General features: G+C 74.6%; 21 protein-coding genes. 11 read left to right on the forward strand and 10 right to left on the reverse strand.

Translation table 11 applies throughout. The features are described from left to right. The first annotated feature begins 18 nt into the window (after positions 1-18). Entirely contained in the window at positions 19-813 is a 795-nt protein-coding gene (locus J4557_RS24470) for an alpha/beta fold hydrolase (protein WP_208269059.1), read from the forward strand. A 43-nt stretch (positions 814-856) separates the two neighbouring features. Here J4557_RS24470 and J4557_RS24475 read toward each other — a convergent pair whose 3' ends face one another. Genes J4557_RS24475 through J4557_RS24485 form a run of 3 tightly spaced genes read right to left on the reverse strand, consistent with a single transcriptional unit; the run spans position 857 to position 3,977 of the window. Beyond that, the gene (locus J4557_RS24475; RefSeq protein ID WP_208269060.1) at positions 857-1,684 is read right to left on the reverse strand and encodes a carbohydrate ABC transporter permease; all 828 of its coding nucleotides are present in this window, start codon (positions 1,682-1,684) and stop codon (positions 857-859) included. Beyond that, positions 1,681-2,682, reverse strand: coding sequence for a carbohydrate ABC transporter permease (locus J4557_RS24480; protein ID WP_208269061.1), 1,002 nt, complete (start codon positions 2,680-2,682; stop codon positions 1,681-1,683). Before J4557_RS24480 ends, J4557_RS24475 begins: the two co-directional genes overlap by 4 nt. Beyond that, on the reverse strand, positions 2,679-3,977 hold the full coding sequence (locus tag J4557_RS24485; RefSeq protein WP_208269062.1) for an extracellular solute-binding protein: 1,299 nt from the start codon (positions 3,975-3,977) through the stop codon (positions 2,679-2,681). Before J4557_RS24485 ends, J4557_RS24480 begins: the two co-directional genes overlap by 4 nt. 256 nt (positions 3,978-4,233) lie before the next feature. Here J4557_RS24485 and J4557_RS24495 point away from each other — a divergent pair, with 256 nt between their 5' ends. Both J4557_RS24495 and J4557_RS51720 read left to right on the forward strand, forming a co-directional pair. Next, positions 4,234-7,566, forward strand: coding sequence for a glycoside hydrolase family 3 N-terminal domain-containing protein (locus J4557_RS24495; RefSeq protein ID WP_307800171.1), 3,333 nt, complete (start codon positions 4,234-4,236; stop codon positions 7,564-7,566). Then, positions 7,563-9,086 carry a glycoside hydrolase family 43 protein gene (locus tag J4557_RS51720; RefSeq protein WP_208269063.1) on the forward strand — a complete coding sequence of 508 codons (1,524 nt, stop codon included), beginning with the start codon at positions 7,563-7,565 and terminating at the stop codon, positions 9,084-9,086. Before J4557_RS24495 ends, J4557_RS51720 begins: the two co-directional genes overlap by 4 nt. On the opposite strand, the gene J4557_RS24505 is transcribed toward J4557_RS51720, so the two are convergent. Next, positions 9,083-10,285: an ROK family protein gene (locus J4557_RS24505; RefSeq protein ID WP_208269064.1), complete on the reverse strand. Its 1,203-nt coding sequence runs from the start codon at positions 10,283-10,285 to the stop codon at positions 9,083-9,085. The two genes, J4557_RS51720 and J4557_RS24505, sit on opposite strands and share 4 nt — an antisense overlap. Before the next feature lie 88 nt (positions 10,286-10,373). Here J4557_RS24505 and xylB point away from each other — a divergent pair, with 88 nt between their 5' ends. Both xylB and xylA read left to right on the forward strand, forming a co-directional pair. Next, the gene (gene xylB, locus J4557_RS24510) at positions 10,374-11,762 is read left to right on the forward strand and encodes a xylulokinase (protein WP_208269065.1); all 1,389 of its coding nucleotides are present in this window, start codon (positions 10,374-10,376) and stop codon (positions 11,760-11,762) included. An 11-nt stretch (positions 11,763-11,773) separates the two neighbouring features. Further along, a complete protein-coding gene (gene xylA / locus J4557_RS24515) occupies positions 11,774-12,931 on the forward strand; it encodes a xylose isomerase (protein WP_208269066.1) in 1,158 nt (385 codons plus the stop codon). 93 nt (positions 12,932-13,024) lie between these two features. On the opposite strand, the gene J4557_RS24520 is transcribed toward xylA, so the two are convergent. Genes J4557_RS24520 through J4557_RS24535 form a run of 4 tightly spaced genes read right to left on the reverse strand, consistent with a single transcriptional unit; the run spans position 13,025 to position 16,507 of the window. Beyond that, on the reverse strand, positions 13,025-14,242 hold the full coding sequence (locus J4557_RS24520) for an ABC transporter permease (protein WP_208269067.1): 1,218 nt from the start codon (positions 14,240-14,242) through the stop codon (positions 13,025-13,027). After that, positions 14,239-14,919, reverse strand: a complete 681-nt coding sequence (locus J4557_RS24525; RefSeq protein ID WP_307800179.1) for an ABC transporter ATP-binding protein — start codon at positions 14,917-14,919, stop codon at positions 14,239-14,241. Before J4557_RS24525 ends, J4557_RS24520 begins: the two co-directional genes overlap by 4 nt. A 5-nt stretch (positions 14,920-14,924) precedes the next feature. Beyond that, positions 14,925-15,968: a peptidoglycan-binding protein gene (locus J4557_RS24530; RefSeq protein WP_208269069.1), complete on the reverse strand. Its 1,044-nt coding sequence runs from the start codon at positions 15,966-15,968 to the stop codon at positions 14,925-14,927. Beyond that, entirely contained in the window at positions 15,965-16,507 is a 543-nt protein-coding gene (locus tag J4557_RS24535; protein WP_208269070.1) for a hypothetical protein, read from the reverse strand. The genes J4557_RS24530 and J4557_RS24535 overlap by 4 nt, the downstream gene beginning before the upstream one ends. 158 nt (positions 16,508-16,665) lie before the next feature. On the opposite strand from J4557_RS24535, the gene J4557_RS24540 reads away from it, so the two are divergent. The 5 genes from J4557_RS24540 (at position 16,666) to J4557_RS24560 (ending at position 21,956) form a co-directional block, all read left to right on the forward strand. Beyond that, positions 16,666-17,322, forward strand: a complete 657-nt coding sequence (locus J4557_RS24540; RefSeq protein WP_208269071.1) for a response regulator transcription factor — start codon at positions 16,666-16,668, stop codon at positions 17,320-17,322. Continuing rightward, positions 17,319-18,650 carry a sensor histidine kinase gene (locus J4557_RS24545; RefSeq protein WP_307800172.1) on the forward strand — a complete coding sequence of 444 codons (1,332 nt, stop codon included), beginning with the start codon at positions 17,319-17,321 and terminating at the stop codon, positions 18,648-18,650. Before J4557_RS24540 ends, J4557_RS24545 begins: the two co-directional genes overlap by 4 nt. 35 nt (positions 18,651-18,685) lie before the next feature. Further along, positions 18,686-19,744, forward strand: a complete 1,059-nt coding sequence (locus tag J4557_RS24550; RefSeq protein WP_208269072.1) for a sensor histidine kinase — start codon at positions 18,686-18,688, stop codon at positions 19,742-19,744. 4 nt (positions 19,745-19,748) lie between these two features. Beyond that, the gene (locus J4557_RS24555; RefSeq protein WP_307800173.1) at positions 19,749-20,432 is read left to right on the forward strand and encodes a response regulator; all 684 of its coding nucleotides are present in this window, start codon (positions 19,749-19,751) and stop codon (positions 20,430-20,432) included. 90 nt (positions 20,433-20,522) lie between these two features. Further along, positions 20,523-21,956: a nitrilase-related carbon-nitrogen hydrolase gene (locus J4557_RS24560; protein WP_208269073.1), complete on the forward strand. Its 1,434-nt coding sequence runs from the start codon at positions 20,523-20,525 to the stop codon at positions 21,954-21,956. 1,004 nt (positions 21,957-22,960) lie between these two features. Here the strand turns inward: J4557_RS24560 and J4557_RS24565 are convergent. Beyond that, the gene (locus J4557_RS24565; RefSeq protein WP_208269074.1) at positions 22,961-23,404 is read right to left on the reverse strand and encodes a protein-tyrosine phosphatase family protein; all 444 of its coding nucleotides are present in this window, start codon (positions 23,402-23,404) and stop codon (positions 22,961-22,963) included. 155 nt (positions 23,405-23,559) lie between these two features. Between J4557_RS24565 and J4557_RS24570 the strand changes: the two genes are divergently transcribed. Next, positions 23,560-24,069, forward strand: a complete 510-nt coding sequence (locus J4557_RS24570) for a mycothiol transferase (RefSeq protein ID WP_208269075.1) — start codon at positions 23,560-23,562, stop codon at positions 24,067-24,069. Positions 24,070-24,128: 59 nt separating this feature from the next. On the opposite strand, the gene J4557_RS24575 is transcribed toward J4557_RS24570, so the two are convergent. Next, positions 24,129-25,346: a L,D-transpeptidase gene (locus tag J4557_RS24575; RefSeq protein ID WP_243776264.1), complete on the reverse strand. Its 1,218-nt coding sequence runs from the start codon at positions 25,344-25,346 to the stop codon at positions 24,129-24,131. Between the last annotated feature and the right edge of the window lie 64 nt (positions 25,347-25,410).

Below are 25,410 nucleotides of genomic sequence, written 5' to 3' on the forward strand. Positions count from 1 at the left end.
GGCCGGTACGCTCCCCGCGTGACCGAGACCGGGTTCGCCGAGTCCGCCGACGGGACGATCGTCGGCTACGAGACGCGGGGCTCGGGCCCGCCGCTGGTCCTCGTGCACGGCGCGGCCGTCGACCGCCGGTGCTGGGCGCCGGTGCTCCCGAGGCTCGCCGAGCGGTTCACCGTCCACGCGCTGGACCGCCGGGGCCGCGGCCTCAGCGCCCGGGAGGGCGGCCCGTACGCGATCGAGCGCGAGGGCGAGGACATCGCGGCGGTCGCCGAGGCGGCCGGAGGCGGCGTGCTCCTCGTCGGCCACTCCTACGGCGCGCTGTGCTCCCTGCACGCGGCCGCGGCGACCGGCGCGATCGGGCGGCTTGCGCTCTACGAACCGCCGATCACGACGCCCTGGCGGGAGGTCGCCTCCCCCGCGATGCTGGCGCGGCTCCGCGAGCTCGCGGACGCGCGCGACCACGACCGGCTCCTCGCGACGGTGTTCCGCGACCTGATGGGCCTGTCGCAGCGGCAGGTCGACGTGCTGCGCGGGGCCCGCCGGTTCTGGGCCGCCTGCCTGGACAACGCGCCGCCGCTCGCCCGGGAGAGCGAGAGCGTGCCGCGGATCGAGGACTGCGCCCGGTTCGCGGGCTTGAACGTGCCCGTGCAGCTGCTGGTCGGGACGGCCGGCCCTGCGTACCAGCGGCCGACGGCCGACGCGCTGGCCCGGATCGTTCCCGGCGCCGAGGTCGTCGAGCTGCCCGGGCAGGGGCACATGGCGATGGCGGACGATCCCGACCTGTTCGCCAAGGCGCTGTTCGCGTTCGCGGGCTGAGCGTTCGCGGGCCGAGCGTGCCGCGGCGCCGGGGGGCGCGCCGTCATCCCTTGGTCGCGCCGGCGGTCAGGCCGCCGATCAGCTGGCGCTCGGCGACGGAGTAGAACGCGATGGCGGGGATCATCGCCAGCACGATGTAGGCGATGACGAGCGCGTAGTTCGTCGCGTACTGCCCCTGGAACTGCTGGATGCCGACGGGGATCGTCTGCCATTTCTGGTCCCCCAGCACGAGCAGCGGCAGGAGGAAGTTGTTCCAGCTCGTCACGATGGCGAGGACGGACACGGTGCCGAGCGCGGGCCGCGCCATCGGCAGCAGGATCCGCCAGAAGAACCCGAACCGGCCGCAGCCGTCCATGACGGCGGCCTCCTCCAGCTCGGCGGGGATCGTCCGGAAGAAGGAGCGCAGGATGATGAGCGTCATCGGCAGCGCGAACGCGGCCTGCGGCAGGATCACCCCCAGCGGGTTGTCGAGCAGCCCGAACGAGCGCAGCAGGACGAACAGCGGCAGCACCGCCACCGCGGGCGGGAACATCAGGCCGGCCGCGAACAGCGTGAAGAAGAACTCGCGGCCGCGGAAGGCGTAGCGGGCGAACGCGAACGCCGCCAGGGCGGCGGCCGCCACGGTGATCAGCGTGGTGGCGACCGCGATCAGCACGCTGTTGCCGATCTGCCGCCAGAAGGTGTCCGAGGACAGGATGCCGGTGTAGTTCGACACCTTCCACGGGTGCGGGAGCCCGGCGGGGTCCGTGGTGAGGTCGCCGGTGGTCTTGAACCCGGACACGACGGCGTACAGGAGCGGGACGACGACGAAGGAGCCGAGCACCCACACCAGCACGTGGCGGGACGCGCCCCGGACGGCGGCCGCCCTCATCGCCCGCCTCCCGCCGAGGTGACCGCGCCCTGCAGGTCGCGGCGCAGCGCGTAGCGCTGGTACAGCAGGGAGAAGACCATGCTGATGAGGAACATCGCCACGCTGATCGCGCTCGCGTAGCCCATCTGGTAGCGCTTGAAGCCGAACTGGAACATGGTGACGGCCATCGTCTCCGTGGAGTTGGTCGGCCCGCCCGTCGTGGTGACCCACACCAGGTCGAACAGCTGGATGGAGCCGATGACGGACAGGAACACGCTGATCCGCAGGGTCGGCGCGAGCAGCGGCAGCGTGACCGAGCGGAACCGGCGCCACGGCCCGGCCCCGTCGATGGCGGCCGCCTCCAGCACCTCCGCCGGGACGCCCTGCAGCCCGGCGAGGTAGATCATCATGTGGAAGCCGAAGTACTTCCAGGTCATGACGGCGAACAGGGTGGGCAGCGCGGTGCCGGGATCGGAGAACCACTTTCCGGCGAGGCCGCCGACCAGCGGAAGGCCGCCGACCAGCTCGTCGGCGAGCCCGCTGCCGGGCAGGAAGATGATGCCGAACAGCACGCCGGCGATCACCTCGGACAGGATGTAGGGCGCGAAGAAGACCGCCCGGTACACCGCGCGGCCCCGCATCCGCTGGTTCAGCAGTACGGCGGTGCCGAGCGCGATCGGCAGCTGGACGACCAGCGACAGCACGACGATCAGCAGGCCGCGCCACAGGTCGCCGCGGAAGACCGGGTCGCCGGACAGCTTGCGGTAGTTGTCCAGCCCGACGAAGTCCTCCGGGCGGCCGAAGCCGCCCCACTTGAAGAGGCTCGTGTAGAGGGCGACGGCGATCGGGATCAGGACGAACAGGAAGAACAGCAGCAGGGCCGGCACCAGGAACCAGGTGGCGGACGCCCAGTCGCGCAGCCGCCGGCCGAGCGGCGCCCGGGAGCCCCGCGCGCGCGGGGCCCGGGCGGCGCGCCGCCGGTCGCCGGTCGCGGCGGGCAGCGTCAGCGGTTCCGTCATTGGCTCTTGGCCGCCTTGGTCACCTGCTGGGCGACCTGCTCGGGCGTCGCCTTACCGCCGATGAGCGCGGCGACGCTGTCGTTGACCTGCTGCCCGACGGCGGGCGGGAACGCCTGGTCGAGGTACAGCTGGAATCCGGTGGAGGCGCCGAGCGCCTCGGCGACCTGCTTGCGGCCGGGGTCGGCCAGCGCGCTCTCGGCGCCCTTCACGACCGGCATGAAGGCGCCGGAGGAGACGAGCTCGTGCTCGTTCTCGGTGTTGACGAGGAAGGCGAGGAAGTCGACCGCCTCCTTGGGCGCGTCCTTGCCGAGGGCGTGGCCGTTGCCGCCGCCGAAGACGTCGGTCAGGACGCCCTGCCCGCCGTCGACGGCCGGGAACGGGAACCAGCCCTCGTCGTCGCCGAGCCCCTTGCCGGAGGCGTCCTTCTCCACCGCCGGCGCCCACTGCCCCATCAGCTCCATGGCGGCCTTGCCCGCGCCGACGCTGGCCGCCTCGCCGCCGGGCGTGTCGAATCCGGCGTTCTGGAAGCCGGCCTGGAAGGGCTGCAGGTCGACGAGTTCCTTGAGATGCCGCCCGGCGCCGACGAACGCGGGCCCGGTGAAGTCGTTGGTCTTGGCGGCCTGCTGCATCGCGGTCATGCCGCCCATGCGCATCGCGAGGTAGGCCCAGTAGTACATGCCGGGCCACTTGTCCTTGCCGCCGAGCGCGATGGGGGTGACGCCGGCGGCCTTGAGCTTGCGGACGTCGTCGAGGAACTCCGCCCAGGTCCTCGGCGGCGCCTTGATGCCGGCCTTGTCGAAGTGCCGCTTGTTGTACCAGAACCCGACCATGCCCATGTCGTACGGCACGGCGTAGGTCTTCCCGTCGAACTGGTACGGCTTCTGCGACACCGGGGTGATGGTGTTCAGCAGGCCGGACGCGGACGAGGTCAGGTCCTTGACGAGGCCGGCGTCGATCTGCTGCTTGAGGACGCCGCCGCCCCAGGTCACGAAGATGTCGGGCACCTTCCCGGAGGCGGTGAGCGCCGTCATCTTCGACTTGAACGCCTCGTTCTCCAGGTTGGTGAGCTTGATCTTGACGTTCGGGTGCGCGGCCTCGTACGCCTTGGCGATCTTCGGGTAGAGCGTCTTGGACGGCTCGGTGGTGGCGATGTCCATCCATTCGATCGTGACCTTGCCGTCCGAACCGGAGCCGCCGTCGCCGCAGGCGGCGAGCAGCGGCGCGGCGGTGACCGCGGCCGCCCCTGCGGAGACTGCGGTCAGGAACGAGCGGCGCGACAGGTGGGGGATGCCCATGGTGGTCTCCTGGATGGGGGGTGGGCGGCCGGAGCGGAGGACGATCCGCTCGAAACATTTCGAAACTCTTCGAGGCTCCGTTGCCGTGGAACTCTAAGAACGTGTTCCCTTTCGGTCAAGGCCCTGCGGGCAGTTCGCCACATCCGGCACACGCTTGGCCACATCACGAGCGCCGAATGAAACCCGATCACGGGGCTAGGAGAGCGCGAAAGATTGCGATACTGTTCGCAATCGTTTCCTCGGGGAGGAGAGAGGCGTGCCCGTGCGCACCACCGACGAGATGCCGGATCCGCCGTCCCGGCCGACCCTGGCCGTCATCGCCGCCGAGGCGGGGGTCTCCCCCGCCACGGTGTCCAAGGTCCTCAACGGCCGCACCGACGTGGCCGCCGCGACCCGCGAGCGGGTGGAGGCGCTGCTGCGCACCCACAACTACCCGGGTCCCGGCGGCGTCGCCCGGCGCACCCGCCGGTCCGGGCTGATCGACCTGGTGCTCGCCGGGCTGGACAGCCCCTGGGCGGTGGAGATCCTGCGCGGCGTCGAGGCCGAGTGCGCCGAGCAGGGCACCGGCGTCGCGGTCTCGCTCGTCCGCGAGGACGACGCGCGCCCGCCGAGCTGGCAGAACCTGCCCGCGCTGCACCACAGCGACGGCGTGATCCTCGTGACCTCCCGGATGACGCACCGCCAGCGCGCCCAGCTGGAGAAGGCGGGCGTCGGGCTGGTGCTGGTCGACCCGGTGAACCTGCCGGACACCGACATCGCCAGCGTCGGCGCCACCAACTGGGCCGGCGGCCTGGCCGCCACCGAGCACCTCATCGACCTCGGCCACCGCCGCATCGGGATGATCGGCGGGCCCGCCGACATGCTGTGCACGCAGGCCCGCGTGGACGGCTACCGGACGGCGCTGGAGCGCGCCGGGATCGAGGTCGACAGGGACCTCGTCCGGTACGGCGACTTCCACCACCGCGGCGGCTTCGCCCGCACCCGCGAGCTGCTGGAGCTGCCGGATCCGCCGACCGCCGTCTTCGCCGGCAGCGACGAGCAGGCCATGGGCGCCTACCAGGCGGCCCGGCTCGCCGGCCTGCGCATCCCCGAGGACCTCAGCGTCGTCGGCTTCGACGACCTGCCGACCTGCGAGTGGCTGTCGCCGCCGCTGACCACCGTCCGGCAGCCGCTGGAGGAGATGGGCCGCGTCGCCGCCCGCACCCTGCTCCAGCTGCTGGACGGCCGCCCGCCGCTGACGCCGCGCGTGGAACTGGCCACCGACCTGCGCGTCCGCGGGTCCACCGCCCCGCCGCCCCCACGCCGGCGGCCCTCGGCCCCACCGTCCCCCGCGGACGAGCGGGTCGCCGGCCTGCTGGCCCGGATGACGCCGGAGGAGAAGGCCGGGCAGCTCGCCGGCTTCTGGGTGATGCCCGCCGAGCCGGGCGCGCAGGTGGCGCCGATGGAGGACGACTTCGACGAGGACGTCCCGAGCCTGGACGAGGTGCTGCCCCGCGGCCTCGGCCAGCTCACCCGCGTGTTCGGCACCCTGCCGGTGCCGGCGGCCGAGGGCGCCGCCCGGCTCCGCGAGCTGCAGGCCCGCGTCGCCGCCGGGAACCGGTTCGGCATCGCGGCGATCGCGCACGAGGAGTGCCTCAACGGCTTCATGACGTGGGGCGCCACCGTGTTCCCCAGCCCGCCCGCCTGGGGCGCGACCTTCGACCCGGAGCTGGTGGCCGAGATGGCGTCCGCGATCGGGGCGAGCATGCGGGCGGCCGGCGTCCACCAGGGCCTCGCACCCGTCCTGGACGTCGTCCGCGACGCCCGCTGGGGCCGGACGGAGGAGTGCATCGGCGAGGACCCGTATCTCGTCGGAGTCCTCGGCACGGCCTATGTGAGCGCCCTGGAGCGATCGGGCATCGTCACGACGCTGAAGCATTTCGCCGGCTACTCGGCGTCCCGCGCGGGGCGGAACATGGCGCCGACGCCGATCGGACCGCGCGAGTTCACCGACGTGGTGCTGGAGCCGTTCGTGATGGCGCTGCGCGACGGCGGCGCCCGGGCGGTCATGCACTCCTACACCGACGTCGACGGGATGCCCGCCGCCGCCGACGAGCGCCTGCTCACGGGCCTGCTGCGCGAGGAGCTGGGCTTCACGGGCGTCGTCGTCGCCGACTACTTCGGCATCTCGTTCCTGCAGAGCCGGCACCGGGTGGCCGGGTCGCGGGCCGAGGCCGCCGTACTCGCGCTGCAGGCCGGCGTCGACATCGAGCTGCCGACCGTCCGCTGCTACGGCGCGCCGCTGATCGACCGGGTCAGGCAGGGGGAGGTGCCCGAGGAACTGCTCGACCGCGCCGCCGGCCGCGTCCTGGCCCTGAAGGCCGAACTCGGCCTGCTGGACCCGCTGCCGGCGGACGACGACCGCGCGCCGCTCGACCTCGATCCCCCCGAGCACCGGGCGCTGGCGCGGCGGCTGGCGGAGGAATCGGTCGTCCTGCTGGCGAACGACGGCGTCCTTCCGCTGCGCTCCGGCTCCGGCGTGGCGCTGACCGGCCCGCTCGCCGACGACCCCTTCGGGATGCTGGGCTGCTACACCTTCCCCAGCCACGTCGGCCGCGAGCATCCGGACCTGCGGCTCGGCGTGGACGTCCCGACGCTGGCGGACGCGCTGGCCGCCGAGCTGCCCGGAGTCCGGGTGGCCGCGACGGACGACGTGTTCGTCGCCGACGACGCCGACATCGAGAAGGCCGTCGCGGCGGCGCGGGACGCCGAGGTGTGCGTGCTCGCGCTCGGCGACCGGGCAGGGCTCTTCGGCCGGGGCACGTCCGGGGAGGGCTGCGACACCGAGACGCTCGCGCTGCCGGGACGGCAGGCCGAACTGGCCTCCGCCGTGCTGGACACCGGCACGCCCACCGTGATCGTCATGCTCAGCGGGCGCCCCTACGCGCTCGAGTCCGTCGCCGACCGGGCCGCGGCCGTCGTGCAGGCCTTCTTCCCCGGTGAGGAGGGCGGCCGGGCGGTGGCGGCGATCCTGGCGGGACGGGCCGAGCCGTCCGGGCGGATGCCGATCAGCGTGCCGCGCCGCGCCTCCGGCCCGCCGGTCACCTACCTGCGGTCCCTGATGGACGGCGGGCACGACTGGAGCGTGGTCGACCCCGTCCCGCTCTATCCGTTCGGCTACGGCCTGACGTGGACGTCCTTCGACTACGAGGACCTGAGGACCGAGGAGCGCGCCGCCACCGACGGGACGGTCACGGTCAGCGCGGTCGTCCGCAACACCGGGGACCGCGCGGGCACCGAGGTCGTCCAGCTGTACCTGTCGGACCCGGTCGCGTCGGTGGTGCGGCCGGCGCGCTGGCTCGCCGGGTTCGCCCGGATCCGGCTGGAGCCGGGCGAGGCGGCCCGCGTCACGTTCGAGGTGCACGCCGACCGGACCTCGTTCACCGGCGCGGACCTGCGCCGCATCGTCGAACCGGGAGTGATCGAGGTGGCCGTCGGGGGGTCCAGCGCCGACCTGCCGCTGCGCGGCTCGTTCACGCTGGACGGCCCGGTCCGCGAGCCCGGCCCGGACCGCGTCCTGACCGTCCCGGTGAAGGTGACGCCGCTGTGAGGCGCTTCCGCAACCCCGTGCTGCCGGGCTGCCACCCGGACCCGTCGATCTGCCGCGTGGGCGACGACTTCTACCTCGTGACGTCGACGTTCGAATGGTTCCCCGGCCTGCCGGTGCACCACAGCCGCGATCTGGTGCACTGGCGGCCGATCGGGCACGCCCTCGACCGGCCGGAGCAGCTGCCGCTGGACGGCGTCCCTGCGTCGGGCGGGCTGTACGCGCCCACGCTGCGGCACCACGACGGCACCTTCTACCTGGTCTGCACCCTCGTGGACGGGCCGGAGTGGTCGGGCCATTTCGTGATGACGGCCGGCGATCCGTCCGGACCGTGGTCGGACCCGGTGCGGCTGGAGGGGGACGGCATCGACCCGTCCCTGTTCTTCGACGACGACGGCCGCGCCTGGTGCACCGGGACCCGGCCGACCGGGCGGTACGAGGGGCACACCGAGATCTGGCTGCGCGAGTTCGACCCGCGGTCGCTGTCCCTCGTCGGCGAGGAGCACGTGATCTGGGACGGTGCGCTGAAGGGCGCGATCTGGTCGGAGGGCTCCCACCTCTACCGCATCGGCGGCCGGTACTACCTGCTGACGGCCGAGGGCGGCACCGCGATGGACCACGCGGTGATGATCGCGCGGGCCGACCGCGTCACCGGCCCCTACGAGGGGAACCCCCGCAACCCGATCCTGACCCACCGCGACCTCGGCGCCGGCCACCCGATCGTCGGGACGGGGCACGCCGATCTCGTGGAGACGCCGGACGGCGAGTGGTGGATGGTCCTGCTCGCCATGCGCCCGCACCACGGCGACCGGTGCGCCCTCGGCCGCGAGACGTTCCTCGCCCCGGTCACCTGGGAGGACGGCTGGCCGGTCGCCGGCGGCCGGGTCGAGGCGGAGTGCCCCGCGCCGTCGCTGCCGGAGCGTCCGTGGCCGGCCGTCCCGGCGTGCGACCAGTTCGACGGGCCGGAGCTCGACCCGTCGTGGACCATGCTGCGGACCCCGCGCGAGCGGTGGTGGAGCCTGACGGACCGTCCCGGCCGGCTGCGGCTGCGGCTCCGTCCGGAGGGCCTCGCCGACGCGGCCAACCCGTCCTTCGTCGGGCGGCGGCAGCGGCATCCGGAGTTCGCCGCCTTCACCGCCCTCGACTTCGCGGCCGGCGACGACGAGGAGGCCGGGCTCGCGCTCGTGCAGAACCCCGACTTCCACGTGGTGCTGGCCGTGACGGACCGGGGGCTGCGGCTGGCCAAGCGGGAGCAGGGCGTCACGACCGTCCTGGCCGAGGCGCGGGCCGTGCCGGGGATCGTCGGGCTCGGTTTCGAGGCCCACGGCCGCTGGTACCGGGCGTCCTACTCCCCGGGTCCGGGGCGATGGGCGCCGCTCGGCGACCCGATCGACGGCGACTTCCTGACCAGCCAGGTCGCCGGGGGCTTCACCGGCGTCCTCGTCGGGCTCTACGCCACCTCCAACGGCCGGTCCGGCACGAACCACGCCGACTTCGACTGGTTCGAGTACGTCCCGCTCTAGAGGAGGCGCGCGGGGTCGGCGATGACGCGCTCGATGACGAGGCCGGCGGCGCCGAGGACGGCGGCGCCCTCGGCCAGGCCGGACACCTCCACCGGCGGGACGCCGCGGCGCAGCGACCCGGTCCCGGCGGCGAGGACCCCTTCGAGCGGCGGCCGGATCCACTCGGCCAGCGGCGAGAAGACCCCGCCGAGGACGATCGCGTCCGGGTCGATGAGGTTGACGACGGAGGCGAGCGCCCCGCCGAGCGCGCGGCCCGCGCGGTCCACCGCGGCGAGCGCGGCGGCGTCGCCGCCGTTCAGCCGGTCGAGGAGCGCGTTCACCGAGCCGTCCGGCCCGGTGACCGCCCTCGCCTCCGGGATGCCGGCGGCGCGCAGCATCGCCTCCTGACCGGCGATCTGCTCCAGGCAGCCGCGCCCGCCGCACGAGCAGGGCGGGCCGGACGGGTCGGCGACCAGGTGGCCGAGCTCGCCGGCGAAGCCGTGCGCGCCGCGGAAGACCCGGCCGTCGACGACGATCCCGGCGCCGATCCCGATCTCGCCGGAGACGTGCACGAAGTCGCCGAGCCGCGCGCCGCCCCCGAACCACAGCTCGCCGAGCGCGGCGAGGTTCGCCTCGTTGTCGTACTCGGCGGGCAGCGGCGCCGGGCCGGTCGGCACGGCGACGGGGACGTCCGCCCAGCCGAGGTTCGGGGCGTGCCGGACGACGCCGTGCTCGCGGTCGAGCAGGCCGGGCAGCGCGACGGCGGCGCCGGCGACCGCGAGGCCCTGGCCGGCGACCGCGGCGATGGCCTCCGCGGCGAGCGCCGACAGCGCGGCGAGGACGGCGGCGGGCGGCCGGCCGCGGTTGTCGGCGCTGACCACGTGCCGGTACCGGACCTGCTTGCCGAGGTCGAGGACGCAGGCGGCGAGGTAGTCGACGTTCACCTCCAGCCCGAGCCCGGCGGCGCCGTCCCCGGCGATCGACACGCCGACGCCGGGCCGGCCGCGCTCCCCCTCGTGCACGGGCGCGCCGTCGCGGACGAGACCCGCCCCCTCCAGCAGGCCGACGAGGTTGGAGACGGTGGTCTTGGTGAAGCCGGTCAGCTCGGCGAGCCGGGCCCGGGTGACGGGCTGGTGCCGGGCGATGTGCTCGAGCACGACCGCGAGGTTGCGCCCGCGCATCGTGGCGTGCCGGACGGGGGCGTTTCCGGACTTCGTCATGGACCAACCCTAATTCAATCGGGTGCCTGGGCAGGGGGGATGTCATCTGCTACGTTATTTAGTCCAAACTCTTTACGAAAGAGGGCGCATGGCCGAGACCCTGGTGGCGGGCGTCGATTCGTCGACGCAGTCGACGAAGGTCGTGCTCTGCCGTGCCGGGGACGGCACCGTCGTGGCGCAGGCGTCGGCACCGCACCCGGACGGCACCGAGTGCCATCCCCGGCACTGGTGGGACGCGCTGTCGCAGGTGCGCGACGTGCTCGAACGCGCCGACGCGGTCGCCGTCGCCGCGCAGCAGCACGGGATGGTCGCGGTCGACGGCGCCGGCGAGGTCGTGCGGCCGGCGCTGCTGTGGAACGACACCCGCTCCGCGCCGCAGGCCCGCGCGCTGGTCGCCGAGTTCGGCGGGCCGCAGGCGTGGGCGGAGCGGACCGGCAGCGTGCCGCTCGCCTCGTTCACCGTCGGCAAGCTGCGCTGGATGGCCGAGCACGAGCCCGAGAACGCGCGCCGCACCGAGCGGGTGATGCTCCCGCACGACTGGCTGACCTGGCGGCTCGGCGCGAGCGAACCGGTCACCGACCGGGGCGACGCGTCCGGCACCGGCTACTGGTCCCCCGCCGCCGGCGCCTACCTGCCCGACCTGCTGCGCGCCGCGCTCGGGCACGACGCCGAGCCGCCGCGCGTCGCGGGCCCCGGCGAGGCGGTCGGCGAGACGTCCTGGGGCGCGGCGCTCGGCCCCGGCACCGGCGACAACATGGGCGCCGCGCTCGGCCTCGGGCTGGAGCCCGGCGACGTCGTGGTGTCGATCGGCACGTCCGGGACGGCGTTCGCGGTCGCCGACGCCCCCGCCGCCGACCCGTCCGGCCTCGTCGCCGGGTTCGCCGACGCGACCGGCCGGTTCCTCCCCCTCGTCTGCACGCTGAACGCCGCCCGGATCCTGTCGGCCGCCGCGTCGATCACCGGCGCGGACCTGGAGGAGCTGTCGGCGCTCGCGCTCGCCGCCGAGCCGGGCGCGGGCGGCCTGACGCTGCTGCCCTACCTCGACGGCGAGCGCACCCCCGACCGCCCCGACGCCAGCGGGGTGCTCGCGGGCCTCACCACGTCCAACGCCACCCGCGAGAACGTCGCGCGGGCCGCGGTCGAGGCGCTGCTGTGCTCCCTCGCCGACGCCGTCGGCCATCTCGCCGCGCAGGGCGTCGCGCCCCGCCGCACCCTGCTCATCGGCGGCGGCGCGCGCTCGGAGGCCGTCCGGGCGCTGGCCCCCGCGATCCTGGGTACGCCGGTCACCGTGCCGGAGCCCGCCGAATACGTCGCGCTCGGCGCCGCCCGCCAGGCGGCCTGGGCGCTCGCGGGCACGCCGGAGCCGCCGCGCTGGCCCGCGCCGCCCGCCACCGAGCACACCACCGACCGCGCGGCGGACGCGGACCCGGTCCGCGCGCGCTACGCCGCGCTGCGCGACTCCGCTCCGCAGATCTGACAAGGAGACCCATGAGCGACTACACGCCCGTCCCGGAAGACCGGTTCTCGTTCGGCATCTGGACGGTCGGCTGGCAGGGCGTCGACGTGTTCGGCCCCGGCACCCGGACGCCGATGCCCGCCGACCGCGCCGTCCGCAAGCTCGCGGAGATCGGCGCCTACGGCGTCAACTTCCACGACAACGACGTGTTCGACTTCGACGCCTCGCCCGCCGAGCGCCAGGAGAAGATCGACGCGTTCCGGAAGGCCCTCGACGAGACGGGCCTGGTCGTCACCACCGCGACGACCAACCTGTTCTCCCACCCGGTCTTCAAGGACGGCGCGTTCACCTCCAACGACCGCGACGTCCGCCGGTTCGCGCTGCGCAAGGTCATGGACAACCTCGACCTCGCCGCCGAGCTGGGCGCGAAGACCTACGTGTGCTGGGGCGGCCGCGAGGGCGCCGAGTCGGGCGCCGCCAAGGACGTCCGCGCCGCGCTGGACCGTTACAAGGAGGCGTTCGACGTCCTCGGCGACTACGTCGCCGACCAGGGCCACGACCTGCGCTTCGCCATCGAGCCGAAGCCGAACGAGCCGCGCGGGGACATCCTGCTCCCCACCATCGGCCACGCCCTCGCCTTCATCGAGACCCTCGAGCGGTCCGAGAACGTCGGCCTCAACCCCGAGGTCGGGCACGAGGAGATGGCCGGCCTCAACTACGCGCACGGCCTCGCGCAGGCGCTGTGGCAGGGCAAGCTGTTCCACATCGACCTGAACGGCCAGCACGGCCCCCGCTACGACCAGGACCTGCGGTTCGGGGCGGGCAACGCGCGCGGCGCGTTCTGGGTCGTCGACCTCATCGAGAACAGCGACTACAGCGGTCCGGTCCACTTCGACTTCAAGCCGCCGCGCACCGAGGACGACGAGGGCGTCTGGGAGTCGGCGCGGGCCTGCATGCGCAACTGGCTGATCCTGCGCGAGAAGGCCCGCGCCTTCCGCGCCGACCCCGAGGTCCAGGACGCCCTGCGGGACGCGAAGCTCGACGAGCTGGCCGTCCCGACCCTCGCCGACGGCGAGGACTGGCGCTCCGTCCGCGACGCGTCCCCCGACATCGAGGCCCTCGCCACCCGCGGCTCCGCCTTCGAACGCCTCGACCAGCTGGCCCTGGAACACCTCTACGGCGTCCGCTGACCCACCGGCACCCGTCGACGGGCAGGGCGTCAGCGCGAGCGAGGAACGCCCTGCCCGTCGTGACGGGGGTTCCAGGGGGTCGTCCCCCCTGGGCTAAACAGCCCCCAGGGCCTCGGTCGGGGGGAGGCGTGCGGCGCGGATCGCCGGGTAGAGGCCGGCGACGGCGCCGATGAGGAGGGTGGCGAGGACGCCTCCCGCCATCGCCCAGATCGGGACGACCGTCGGCCAGCCCTGCGCCACCGCGAACACGGCGGTGACGGCGGCGCCCAGGGCGACGCCGCCGACTCCGCCGAGCCCCGCGAGCAGCTGCGACTCGGTGAGGAACTGCAGCCGGACCTGGCCGCGGGTCGCGCCGAGCGAGCGGCGCAGCCCGATCTCGGCGCGGCGCTCCAGCACGGAGATCACCATGGTGTTCGCCACGCCGACGCCGCCGACCAGGAGCGCGACGCCGCCGAGACCGAGCAGCAGCGCGGTGAACGTCGCGTTCGCGGCGTTCTGCGCGGCCAGCGCGTCGGAGGGGCGGCTGACCTCGACCTCGTTGGGCGACTGCGGGTTGGCGGTCGCGGCGAGCAGGTTCTGCGCCTTCTCCACCGCGTCCTTGCGGGCGCGGGCGTAGACGGTGGTGGGATGGCCGTCGAAGCCGAGGTGGGTCATGGCGGCGTCCCAGCCGACGAGGGCGGCGCTGTCCAGCTCCGGAGCGAGCTGGTTCGGGTCGAGGATCCCGACGACGGTGAACCACTGGGCGCCGAGCCAGACCTGGACGCCCGGCGTGGAGACGCCGAGCGCCTGCGCCGCGTCCGCGCCGATGACGACCGCGGGGTAGCGGGCCGTGCCGGCGTTCAGCCAGGTCCCCGCGGCCATGGTGAGGCCGATGGTGCGGGGCAGGTCCAGCCGGGCGGCGAGCACCGAGATGCCGCCGGTCTGCGCCTCCGGGATGTGGTCGTTGCGGTAGACGTCGGTGTCCTCCAGCTTCCCGGTGGCGGACGCCGAGTCGACGTCGGACATCCGCCCGACCATGCCGGTGGACTCCTCGGGCAGCTCGCTGTTCGAGCCGAACAGGTCCTTGCCGGGCGCCACGGTCAGCAGGTTCGTGCCGAGCCGGTCGAGGGTGGCCTGGAGCTGCGCGCGGCTGGACGTGGAGATGCCGACCACCGCGATCATGGCGGCGATGCCGATCGCGATGCCGAGGGCCGACAGGAACACGCGCAACGGGCGGGCGCGGAGCCCGGCGGCGCCGACGCGCAGGACGTCGGGCGGGGTGAGGCGCGCCGGGGCGTCGCCGCTTCTCGGGTGCGCTGCGGGGGGCGTCATCGCGCGGCCTCCAGTCCGGCGTCGTCGTGGACGATCCGCCCGTCGCGCATCCGCACCTGCCGGGGCAGCGACGCGGCGATGTCGCGGTCGTGGGTGATGAGGACGACGGCGGTGCCGCCGCCGGCCAGCTCGCGCAGCAGGTCGAGGACGCCGGCGCCGGACGCCGAGTCCAGCGCGCCGGTCGGCTCGTCGGCCAGCAGGATCGCCGGTTCGCCGACGACGGCGCGGGCGATCGCGACCCGCTGCCGCTCGCCGCCGGACAGCTGGTGCGGCCGGTGGCCGAGGCGGTGCCCGAGGCCGACGCGCTCCAGCGCGAGGCGGGCGCGCCGGCGCCGCTGCGCGAGCGGCACGCCCCCGTACAGCAGGCCGTCGGCGACGTTGTCGAGCGCGGCGACCCCGGCCGCGAGATGGAACTGCTGGAAGACGAACCCGATGCGGCGGGCGCGCAGGGCCGACAGGCGGCGGTCGCTCATCGCGGACGCGTCCCGGCCCTCGACGAGCACGGTGCCGCTGCTCGGCCGGTCGAGGGTGCCGAGCAGGTGCAGCATCGTGGACTTGCCGGAGCCGGACGGCCCCGCGATCGCGACGAGCTCGCCCGCCCGCACGGTGACCGACACCCGGTCCAGGGCGGTGACGCCGCCGGGGTAGCTCCTGGTGACCTCGCGCAGTTCGACCACCGGCGTCACGAGGGGACCCCCACCTTCATGCCCTCGGCCAGCCCGGATCCGGAGACCTCGACCTTCCCGCCGGCGAACACGCCGGTCTCGACCGGGACCGTCCGGACCGTCCCGTTCTGGACGACCTGTACCGCGTAGCCGCCGTCGCCCTGCGCGAGGAGCGCGGCGACGGGCACGGCGAGGACGCCGGGGTGCCGGCCGGCGACCAGGTTCACGCCGACGGGGGCCTTGTCGTACGTGCCGAGCGCGTGCCGGCCGGTGACGGAGATGGTGAGGTGGACGGTGGTCGGGTCGTCGCCGTGCCCCTGCTCGGCGACCTTCCCGACGGACGCGATGGTGCCCTGCGCGGTGCGGTCGTCGGGCAGCGCGATCTCGACCTTGGCGCCCTTCCTGGCGAGCCGCTGGTACTGGACGTCCAGGTCGACGCCGACGACGCGGGTCGTGCCGGTGTAGGTGAGGACGGGGCCGCCGAGCTTGTCGCCGACCTGCGCCTTGTGGTCGGCGACGCGGATCCGCCCGGGTGCGATCACCACCGAACCGGGGGCGACCTTGCCGGTCTCGTCCACGCCGAGGTCGTCCTGCCAGCGCTTGACGGCCGCCGCGGTGGCGGAGCCGTAGGTCTTGTCGACGGTGAACCCGGTGTAGCCGAGCGCGGCGAGGTTCTTCTCGAACTGGAGGACGTCGGCGCCCTCCGTCCCCTCGTCGAGGGTCCGGTAGAGGGGCAGCTTCCCGTACAGCAGCGGCACGGGCTCGTTGTCGGCCCGGTACACCGGCCGCCCGCGCGTGACCACGGCCCCTTCCCCGGCCAGCCAGGTGAGCGTGCCGCGTCCCTGGGCGGAGACGGAGGCGGACGTGCCGTAGCCGAGCGTGCCGTCCACCTTCTGGGTCTCCACGAGCGTGGTGCGCTCGACCGCCGCCGTGGCGGGCGGCAGTGCGCCGTGCCGGGCGGAGGGGCCGTCGCCGCCGCCCAGTCCGGCGGCGGCCAGGCCGGCGCCGCCGACCACCACGACGCCCGCCGCGCCGAGCACGGCCGTGCGCCTCCGGCTCACTTCCCGCCTCCGCTGAAGAGCCTCGGGCGGCCCTTGCCGCCGTCCGGCTGGTACTTCTGGCACGCCTTGTCGGCGTCCTTGAAGGTCTGGCTCTGCGGGTCGATCCCCGTGCCCTTGCCGGCCCGCAGCTGCATGCCGCCGTCGGGATTCGGGTCGGGGAAGGCGGTGACGCCGTGGTCGCGCATGCACTTGGAGTAGGCGCGCATCGTGGCCAGTTCCGCCGAGGAGGGCTTGCGCGGCTTCCCGCCGTTCGGCATGAGGTGCGCGCACTTCTTCTGCGCCGCCTCGATGGTGGGGTCCGAGAGCTTCGGCCCGCCGCCCGCCGAGGACTTCGCGCTCGCCTTGATCTCAACCCGGCCGTCCTTCGGGTCCTGCATGTCGACGCCGTTGTCGCGCATGCACTGCGCGAACTTGCGCATCTTCGCCTCGTCGCTCGCCTTCCGGGAGGCGCCGGTCCCGCCGCCGTCTCCGCCGCATCCCTGGAGTCCCAGGGCGAGGACCGGCAGCAGGGCCAGCATCGCGAGCTTGTTCCGTCTCATCGGTCGTTCTCCTCAGGCCGCCGGGCGGACGCCGGCGGCGAGGCAAGTCCAGCGGCCGGGCGGTAACCCCGGCGTAACCGGAACTCGTTATGCCGGCGTTACGCCCGATGCCGCAGGCTGGCGCCGAACGGTTACGGGCGAGGCGGAGGACGGCACAGGTGCGCGTATTGGTCGCCGAGGACGAGCGGATGCTCGCCGACTCGATCGCCGAGGGCCTGCGGGCGGAGGCGCTGGCGGTGGACGTGGTGTACGACGGGGACGCGGCGCTGGAGAGGCTCGGCCTCAACGACTACGACGTCCTCGTCCTGGACCGCGATCTGCCGGTGGTGCACGGCGACGACGTGTGCCGCGCGGTGGTGGAGTCGGGGGCGCTGGTGCGGGTGCTGATGCTCACGGCCGCGGCGGCCGTCCCCGCGCGCGTCGACGGCCTGCGGATCGGCGCGGACGACTACCTGACGAAGCCGTTCGCGTTCGAGGAACTGGTCGCGCGGATCCTGGCGCTCGGCCGGCGGGCCCGCCCGGCGGCGCCGCCCGCGCTGGAGCGCGCGGGCATCCGGCTGGACCCGTCCCGCCAGGAGGTCGTGCGGGACGGCCGGTACGTGCGGCTGGCGCGCAAGGAGTTCGGACTGCTCGCCGAGCTGATGCGCGCGGACGGGACGATCGTGTCGGCGGAGCGGCTGCTGGAGAAGGTGTGGGACGAGCACACCGACCCGTTCACCAACACGGTGCGGGTGACGCTGATGAAGCTGCGCCGCAAGCTCGGCGAGCCGCAGGTCATCGAGACCGTGCCGGGAGCGGGGTACCGGATCCCGTGACACGCCTCGCAGAACGCGTCCGCCCCACCATCCGGATGCGCCTCACCCTGCTCTACACCGGCCTGTTCCTCGGCGCCGGCATCGTCCTGCTCGGGCTGACGTACCTGCTGGTGCAGAACAACCTGGCGCAGCGCAGCGGCCCGATGGAGGTCAGCGGTTCGGCTCCGAGCGGGGCCACCGACCGGGTGTTCACCCAGGCGCCCGCCGACGTCGCCGCCCCCGACGCCGGCCAGACGATCACGCCGGGCCAGCTGAAGGGCGTGCTGGTGAGGGCGCAGCGCGACTACAAGGACGACACGCTGAACGCGCTGCTGACGCAGGGCGGGATCGCGCTCGGCCTGGTCGGCGCGGCCGGGCTCGGGCTCGGCTGGCTGCTGGCGGACCGGGCGCTGCGCCCCGTCCACAAGATCACCGAGACGGCGGGGCGGGTGGCGCGCAGCCACGACCTGACCGAGCGGATCGGCTACGAGGGCCCGCGCGACGACGTCAAGGAGCTGGCGGACGCCTTCGACACCATGCTCGGCCGCCTCGCCCGCGCGTTCGACGGGCAGCGCCGCTTCGTCGCGAACGCCTCGCACGAGCTGCGCACCCCGCTCGCGATCAACCGCACGCTGGTGGACGTGGCGGTCCGCCGCCCGGACGCGACCGACGACGTCAAGCGGCTCGGCGAGTCGCTGCTGGTCGTCAACACCCGGCACGAGCGGCTGATCGACGGGCTGCTCACCCTCGCCGGGACGGAGAACGCCGAGGCCGGCACGGACCCGCTGGACCTGGCGGACGTCGCCGGGCACGTCCTGGACCAGGCCGCGCCCGAGGCCCGCGTGCACGGGGTCACCGCGGACCGGCGGCTCGGCCCCGCGCCGACCGCCGGCGACCCGGTCCTGGTCGAGCGGCTCGTGCAGAACCTTGTGGAGAACGCGATCCGGCACAACCGCGAGGGCGGCGAGCTGTGGGTGTCGACGCGCGGCCGGGACGGCTGGGCCGAGGTGCGGGTCGCCAACACCGGGCCTGCCGTGCCGGGCTACGAGATCGAGACGATCTTCGAGCCGTTCCGCCGGCTCGGCAACGACCGGGTGCGCTCGGACCGCGGGTCGGGGCTGGGCCTGTCGATCGTCCGCGCGATCGCGGGCGCGCACGGCGGGACCGTGACGGCCGAGCCGCGTCCCGGCGGGGGCCTCGTCGTCACCGCCCGGCTGCCGTCCCGCATGCCCGTCCCGCTCGCCGCACACGGCGCTCCCGGGCACGGCACGCCCGCGCAGGACGGGCGGCCGGTCCAGGGCGGCCGCCCCCTCCGCGGGGACGAGGGGGTGTCTCACTCGCGCGAGTGAGGTGCGCGGCGGCCCCGGTCCCCGACACTGGCGGCATGCGCGACGCGAGGACCGCCGACCGGGCGGTGGCCGCCGCCGTCACCGCCGCGACCGTGGCGCCGGCGCTGTGGGCGGCGCGGCCGTGGTGGGTGGTGGCGCTGGCGCTGCTCGCGTCCGTCCCGGTGCTGTGGCGGCGCCGCGCCCCGCTGCGCGTCGGCCTCGTCGTCGGCCTCGCGATGACCGCGCTGGTCGAGTGGCAGAAGCCGCTGCTGCTGCCGTGGGGGCCGCTGGTGGCCGTGTACACGATCGCCGCGCTGAGCCGGCCGGTGCTGCGGCTGCTGTCGGTCCCGCTACTCGCAGCCACCGTGTACGTCTCGATCGTGCTGCCCGGCGAGGACTCCGACGTCTACCCGCTGCTGGGCACCGCCTTCACCGCCGCGTTCGCGCTCGGGACGGCCGAGCAGGCCCGCCGCGCGCAGGCCGCCGAGCACGCCGAGCGGACGCGCCGGCTGGAGCAGGAGCGGGCGGCGGCCGCCGCCGGCGAACGGGCCCGCATCGCCCGCGACATGCACGACGTCCTCACCCATTCCGTCGGGCTGATGGTGGTGCAGGCCGAGGCGGCGCCGCTCGCCGGCCCGGACCGGGCGGACGCGGCGTTCGCGCGGATCGCCGACACCGGACGCGGCGCCCTGGCGCAGTTGCGGGCGATCCTGGACGCGCTGCGCGAGGACGCGGCGGCGCCCGGCGGCGCGCAGCCGGGCCTCGCGACGCTGCCCGACCTCGTCCGCGACTGCGGGCTGCCGGCCGCGCTGACCGTGGACGGCGAGCCGCGCCCGGTCGCGGCGGACGCCGGGGTCGCCGCGTACCGGATCGTGCAGGAGGCGCTCACCAACGTCCGCAAGCACGCCGGACCGGTGGGCGCGGTGACCGTGGCGGTGCGCTGGCGGGACGCGCTGGAGATCGAGGTCGCCGACGACGGGCGGGGCGGCGAGCCCGACGCGTCCGGGCACGGTCTCGCCGGGATGCGCGAGCGCGCGGCCGCCTGCGGCGGCGCCCTGCGCGCCGGGCCCGGCCCGCGCGGGTTCACGGTCCTCGCCCGGCTTCCGGTTGAATGAGCCCGTGACGGACGACACGGCGTTGCGCGTCCTCGTCGCCGACGACCAGGACCTCTTCCGTGCCGCGTTCACGATGATCCTGGACGCGCAACCGGACATGACCGTCGTCGGGGAGGCGGCGGACGGGGCCGCCGCCGTCCGCGCCGCCGCGGAGCTGCGGCCCGACGTCGTCGTGATGGACGTGCGGATGCCCGTGATGAACGGGATCGAGGCGACGGAGCGGATCTGCGCGACGCTGCCCGCCAGGGTGCTCGTGCTGACGATGTTCGACTCCGACGAGCACGTCTACGACGCGCTGCGGGCGGGCGCCGGCGGGTTCCTGCTGAAGGACATCCGGCGCGACGAGCTGGCGGACGCCGTCCGGGTCGTCGCCGCCGGCGACGCGCTGCTCGCGCCCGCGGTGACGCGGCGGCTGGTCGAGGACCTGGTCCGGCGGCCCGGCCACGGCGTCGTCCCGCGGCTCGCGGCACGGCTCGCCGGGCTGACCGAGCGGGAGGCCGCGACGCTGCGGCAGGTGGCGCGGGGCCGGTCCAACGCGGAGATCGCCGAGGCGATGGTCGTCACCGAGCACACCGTCAAGACGCACGTCAGCCATGTGCTGGGCAAGCTCGGGCTGCGGGACCGGGTGCAGGCGGTCGTGTTCGCCTACGAGTCGGGGCTGGTCGTCCCGGGCGACCCGGCGGACTGAGCGGCGGCCCGGCGGGGTCCGGTGGAGTGAGGCGGGGTTTCACTCGCCCCGGCGACGCGGCGGAGGGCACGCTCGGCCGACGCTCGCTCCATGACCGCGATCGTCTCGACGCTGCTGTCCTCCGTCCTTCTGCTGTTCGGCACCGGGCTGCACCCGGTCGCCTGGCTCACCTGGTTCGGCCCGCTGCCCGTCCTGTGGCTCGCGCCCCGGACCGGCGGGCGGGCCGCGTTCGCCGCCGCGTCCCTCGCCTGGCTCGCCGGGCAGAGCCGGATGTGGCCCTACTACCTCGGCACCCTGGAGATGCCGCCGCCCGTGGCTGCCGGCATCATCGCCGGCACCGCGCTGGCGTTCGGCCTGCTCGCGCTGGCGTTCCGGCGGCTGCTGCTGCGCGGGCTCCCGCTCATCGCGGCGCTGACCGTCCCGGCGGGCTGGGCGGCGCTGGAGTACGCGCTGTCGGTGGCCGCCCCGCACGGCGCGTGGCTGAGCCTGGCCTACACGCAGGCGGACGTCCCGCCGGTCGTGCAGACCGCGTCGCTGACCGGCCCGTGGGGGATCACGTTCCTCGTCATGGGCGTGCCCGCGGCCGTCGCGGCGGCCGCCGCACCCGGCACCGCGCGGCGGTGGCGGGTGCTGCTCGCCGGCGCGCTCGTCCTCGCCCTCCCGCTGGCCTACGGCGGCTGGCGGCTCCGGCAGCCGCACGACCCCTCGCGGGCGACCGTCACGCTGCTCGGCACCGACCGCCCCGACGACACGGTCGACCTCGCCGCGCCGCAGGGGCGCGACCTGCTGCGCCGCTACCTCGCCGCGATCCGCGCGACGGCGCCCGCCGGCACGGTCGTCCTGCCGGAGAAGACCTTCGCCGCGAACGAGACGACCCTGCCCGCGCTCACCGGGCCGCTGGCGCGGCTCGCCGCCGAACGCCACGAGGACATCGTCGTCGGGCTGGTCCTGACGACCGCGGGGACCGCGCGCAACGTCGCGCTCGGGATCCGCGCGGACGGCGGCGCGCCCGTCCGCTACGCCAAGCACCACCTGATCCCCGGGCTCGAAGACGGCCTGGCGCCGGGATCGGAGTTCGCGTTCCTGCCCTCCGGCCGCGGCCTCGCCATCTGCAAGGACCTGGACTTCCCGGGCCTCGTCCGGGGCTACCGGGCCCGCGGCGCGACGGTGCTGTACGCCCCCGCATGGGACTTCACCGGCGACGGCCGGCTGCACGGGCGGATGGCGCTCGTCCGCGGCGTCGAGAGCGGGCTGACCGTCGCGCGGGCGGCGCGGGCGGGGACGCTCCTGGTCAGCGACCCCTACGGCCGGGTCCTCGCGGAGCGCGCCACCGGCGGAGCCGGGTTCGCCTCCGTCACCGCGACGCTCCCCGCGGGCGGCGTCCGGACCGTCTACTCCCGGTTCGGCGACTGGTTCGCCTGGCTCTGCGTGCTGCTCGTCGCCGGGGCGTCCGGGACGAGCCTGATATATCGCAGGTGCGCGGCGGACGCGGCGAGGGCGACCGCCGACCCGATGACGGCGTAGCCCGCCAGCACGCCGAGGGCCTGCGCCGTCGCGTGGCCGGAGAAGTAGACGGTGTTGCGGACGGCGGTGGTCCCGGCGCCCGTCGGCAGCCAGTCCCCGATGGCCCGCCAGAACGTCGGCAGCAGGGTCATCGGGTAGGCGCCGCCCGCGCTCGGGTTGCCGAAGACGACGAACACGAGGATCGCCAGCCCGACGCCGAGCAGCCCGAGCAGGATCTGGAACGCGACGGTCGTCGCGGCGGCGGCCATGACGACCAGCGCGCCGATGCCCCACAGCGCCCAGAAGTGCCCGTTCAGGGCGCCGAGGACCGGCCCGGCGATGATCGCGCCGCCGAGCCCGGACACGATCGCGTACAGCGCGAGCGCGCCCAGCCGGATGACCGTGCGGCGCAGGTTCGCCGGGCGCGCGCCGCCGGCCACGCCGAGGATCGCCGCCGCCAGGTAGCCGCCCACGATCCAGCCGATGACCAGGTAGAACGACGACAGGCCGCGGCCGTCCCCGGGGGCCGGCGGGCGGATGTCGACGGTCCGCACCCGCCGGTGCCGGGACTGCTCGATCCCGGCCGCGATCTGCTGGGTGGTGCTGGAGACGGCGGGGCCGCTCGCGGACGCCACGAGCAGCGTGTCGGTGCCGCCGCGCGGGTCGACGACGATCGCGGCGTCGACCGTCCGGTCCAGGATCAGCTCACGGGCCCGCTGCCCGCTCGGCGCGGTGCGGGCCTCGAGCGGGTCGCCCTTCAGCGCGTTCAGCTGCGCGGCGACCTGCCCCGCCGCCGGCCCGGGCGCGACGACCGCGACGGGGATCCGGTGCGGTGTCGGCGAGTGGAACGCGCCGATGTAGGACAGGATGAACGCCAGCTGCAGGATCAGCACGCCCACGACGAGGCTGAACGAGCGCAGCGTCACGGCGTCGCGCAGCTCCGCGGCGAAGCCGCGGACGGGCGCGGCCCCGTTCCGGCCGGTCGCGGGTGTGCCCATGCCGGACAGGTACCCGCTCAGCAGCCGCTACTCCAAGGGGAAGCGCAGCACCCAGCGCCGCTGCCAGGGCGTCTCGACCGCTTTGCGGTGATAGTTCTCTCTCGTCCATGCGACGGCGCGGTCCGCCGGCACCCCGGACAGCACGGCCAGGCAGGCCATGACGGTGCCGGTGCGGCCGACGCCGCCGCCGCAGGCGACCTCGACCCGCTCGCCGGCGGTGGCCCGCGCGTGCAGGTCCCGGATCAGCGCGACGGCCCCCTCCCGGTCGCGGGGCAGCAGGAAGTCCGGCCAGTCGACCCACGCGTGCGGCCAGGCCAGCGCGGCGTCGTGGCGGCCGCGGGGGCGGTCCGAGCCGAGGTACAGGCCGTAGTCGGGCGCGGCGCCGCCCGGCGCGGGCCGGCGCAGCCCCCGGCCCCTGACGAGCAGGCCGCCCGGCAGTTCGGTCGCGTCTTCGAGGCGTGTGCTCACCATCGCCCCATCCTGGCGCGGCCCCGCCGCCCCGCGCCCCGTCCTCCGCTCACAGCGGACGCCCTCCGCTCTCAGCGGACGCCCTTGCCGAGCGGACGCTCCCGGGTTCGGCGGGCGCCCCCGCATCGAACGGACGCGCGCGGGGTAGCGTCGGGGAAATGACCAGTGCGCAACTGCTCGCCGACGCCTTCGACCGCATCCAGGAGGTCGTCCGGGAAGCCGTGGACGGCCTCACCCCGGACCAGCTCGTCCTCCGCCCCGACGCCGAGGCCAACACGATCGCCTGGCTCGTCTGGCACCTCACCCGCGTCCAGGACGACCACGTCGCCGACGCCGCCGGCACCGAGCAGGTCTGGACGTCCGGCGGCTGGGCGGACCGTTTCGCGCTGCCGCTCGCGACGGCCGAGACCGGCTACGGCCACGACCCCGGGCAGGTCGCGTCCGTCCGCGTCGACTCGGCGGACCTGCTCACCGGCTACCACGACGCGGTGCACGACCGGACCGTCGAGTACGTCGGCACGCTGACCGACAAGGACCTCGACCGGATCGTCGACACGGCCTGGGACCCGCCCGTGACGCTCGCGGTGCGGCTGATCAGCGTGATCTCCGACGACCTCCAGCACGCCGGGCAGGCCGCCTACGTCCGGGGCCTGATCGAGCGGGCCTGAAACGCGCGAGCGGCGCCCCCCGAGCGGGGGGCGCCGCCACGACGCGTCTCGGCGCGCCGTCAGCCGGTGGTGACGGTGCGGTCCAGAGCGCTGCCCTTCACCCACTTCTTCCAGGACATCTGGTAGAAGCCCCAGCCGTTGTCCGGCTCCAGCTTGCGGCTGGTACCGGTGATGATCACCGGGTCGCCGCGGTAGGAGAAGTTGTAGAACCAGCGGGCGGCGGCGGGCGGGGAGTTGACGCAGCCGTGGCTGACGTTCTGGTGGCCCTGCGCCCACACCGTCGAGGCCATCGAGTGGATGTACTCGCCGCTGTTGGAGATCCGCACCGCGAACGGGATGACCTCCTTGTAGCCGCCCGGCTCGTCCGGCTTCACGCCCATCCACTCCGACGTCATGATCGCCGGATTCTCCTTGCCCATGGTCAGGTGGATGCCGCTGGTGGTGGCGTAGGTGTCCACGCCGTTGACCACGCGGCCGCCCCGGCCGGCGCTGATCGGCCAGCTCTTGACCTTCCTGCCGTTCTTGGTGACGGTCAGGTGGTGGGTCTTGGTGCTCGCCTTGATGATGTGCGCGTCACCGATGGTGAACTTGCGGCTGAAGTCCGTCATCCCGTAGGTCTTCTTGCCCGACTTCACGCCCGCCAGCTTGGCGGTGAAGGTCACCTTCTGGTTGGGCTGCCAGTAGTGCCCGTTCTCCGTCCGGAAGATCACCTGGGTGTCGCCGACCCAGCGCCAGGCGCCGGTGGCGGGCTTGGTCGAGGTGACCTCCAGGGCCTGCTCGACGGCCTTCTTGTCGCCGACCGCGCGGTCGAAGGTGACGATGATCGGCATCCCGACGCCGACCTTCTCCCCCTTGGTCGGCGAGACGTCGGCGATGCCCAGCTCGTTGGCCGCCTTCAGCGTCGTGAAGGTGGAGTTCACGGTGGCCGACTTGCCCTTGGGGCTGACGGCGACCGCGGAGACCTGGTACTGCGAGCCGGGGCGCAGCGTGCGCGACTTCCAGCTCTTCTTGTCGGCCGCCATCGCGCCGTCCACCGGCTTGCCCTTGCGGGTGACGGTGACCTGCTGCAGCGTGCCGCCCGCCGCCGTGACGGTGACTCCGGCCTCCGGCGCCGCCTTCCCGTTCCCGTTGCCCGGGCTGATCGTCACCTGCGGAGCGGCGGCGTCCCCCTGCTCGCCGACCGGAACGCCGTGCTCCTTCTCGCCGCCCGAGCAGGCGGTCGTGAGGAGCAGCACGGCCCCCGCCATCCCCGCACCGGCCCGGACACCCGCGGACATCCTCCGCTGCACCTCAAACCTCCAGAACCCCGCCGTCTACCACAGCGACATTAGCGACAAAATT

Origin of the sequence: Actinomadura nitritigenes, from assembly GCF_017573545.1 — a bacterium.
Lineage (GTDB): Bacteria > Actinomycetota > Actinomycetes > Streptosporangiales > Streptosporangiaceae > Spirillospora > Spirillospora nitritigenes.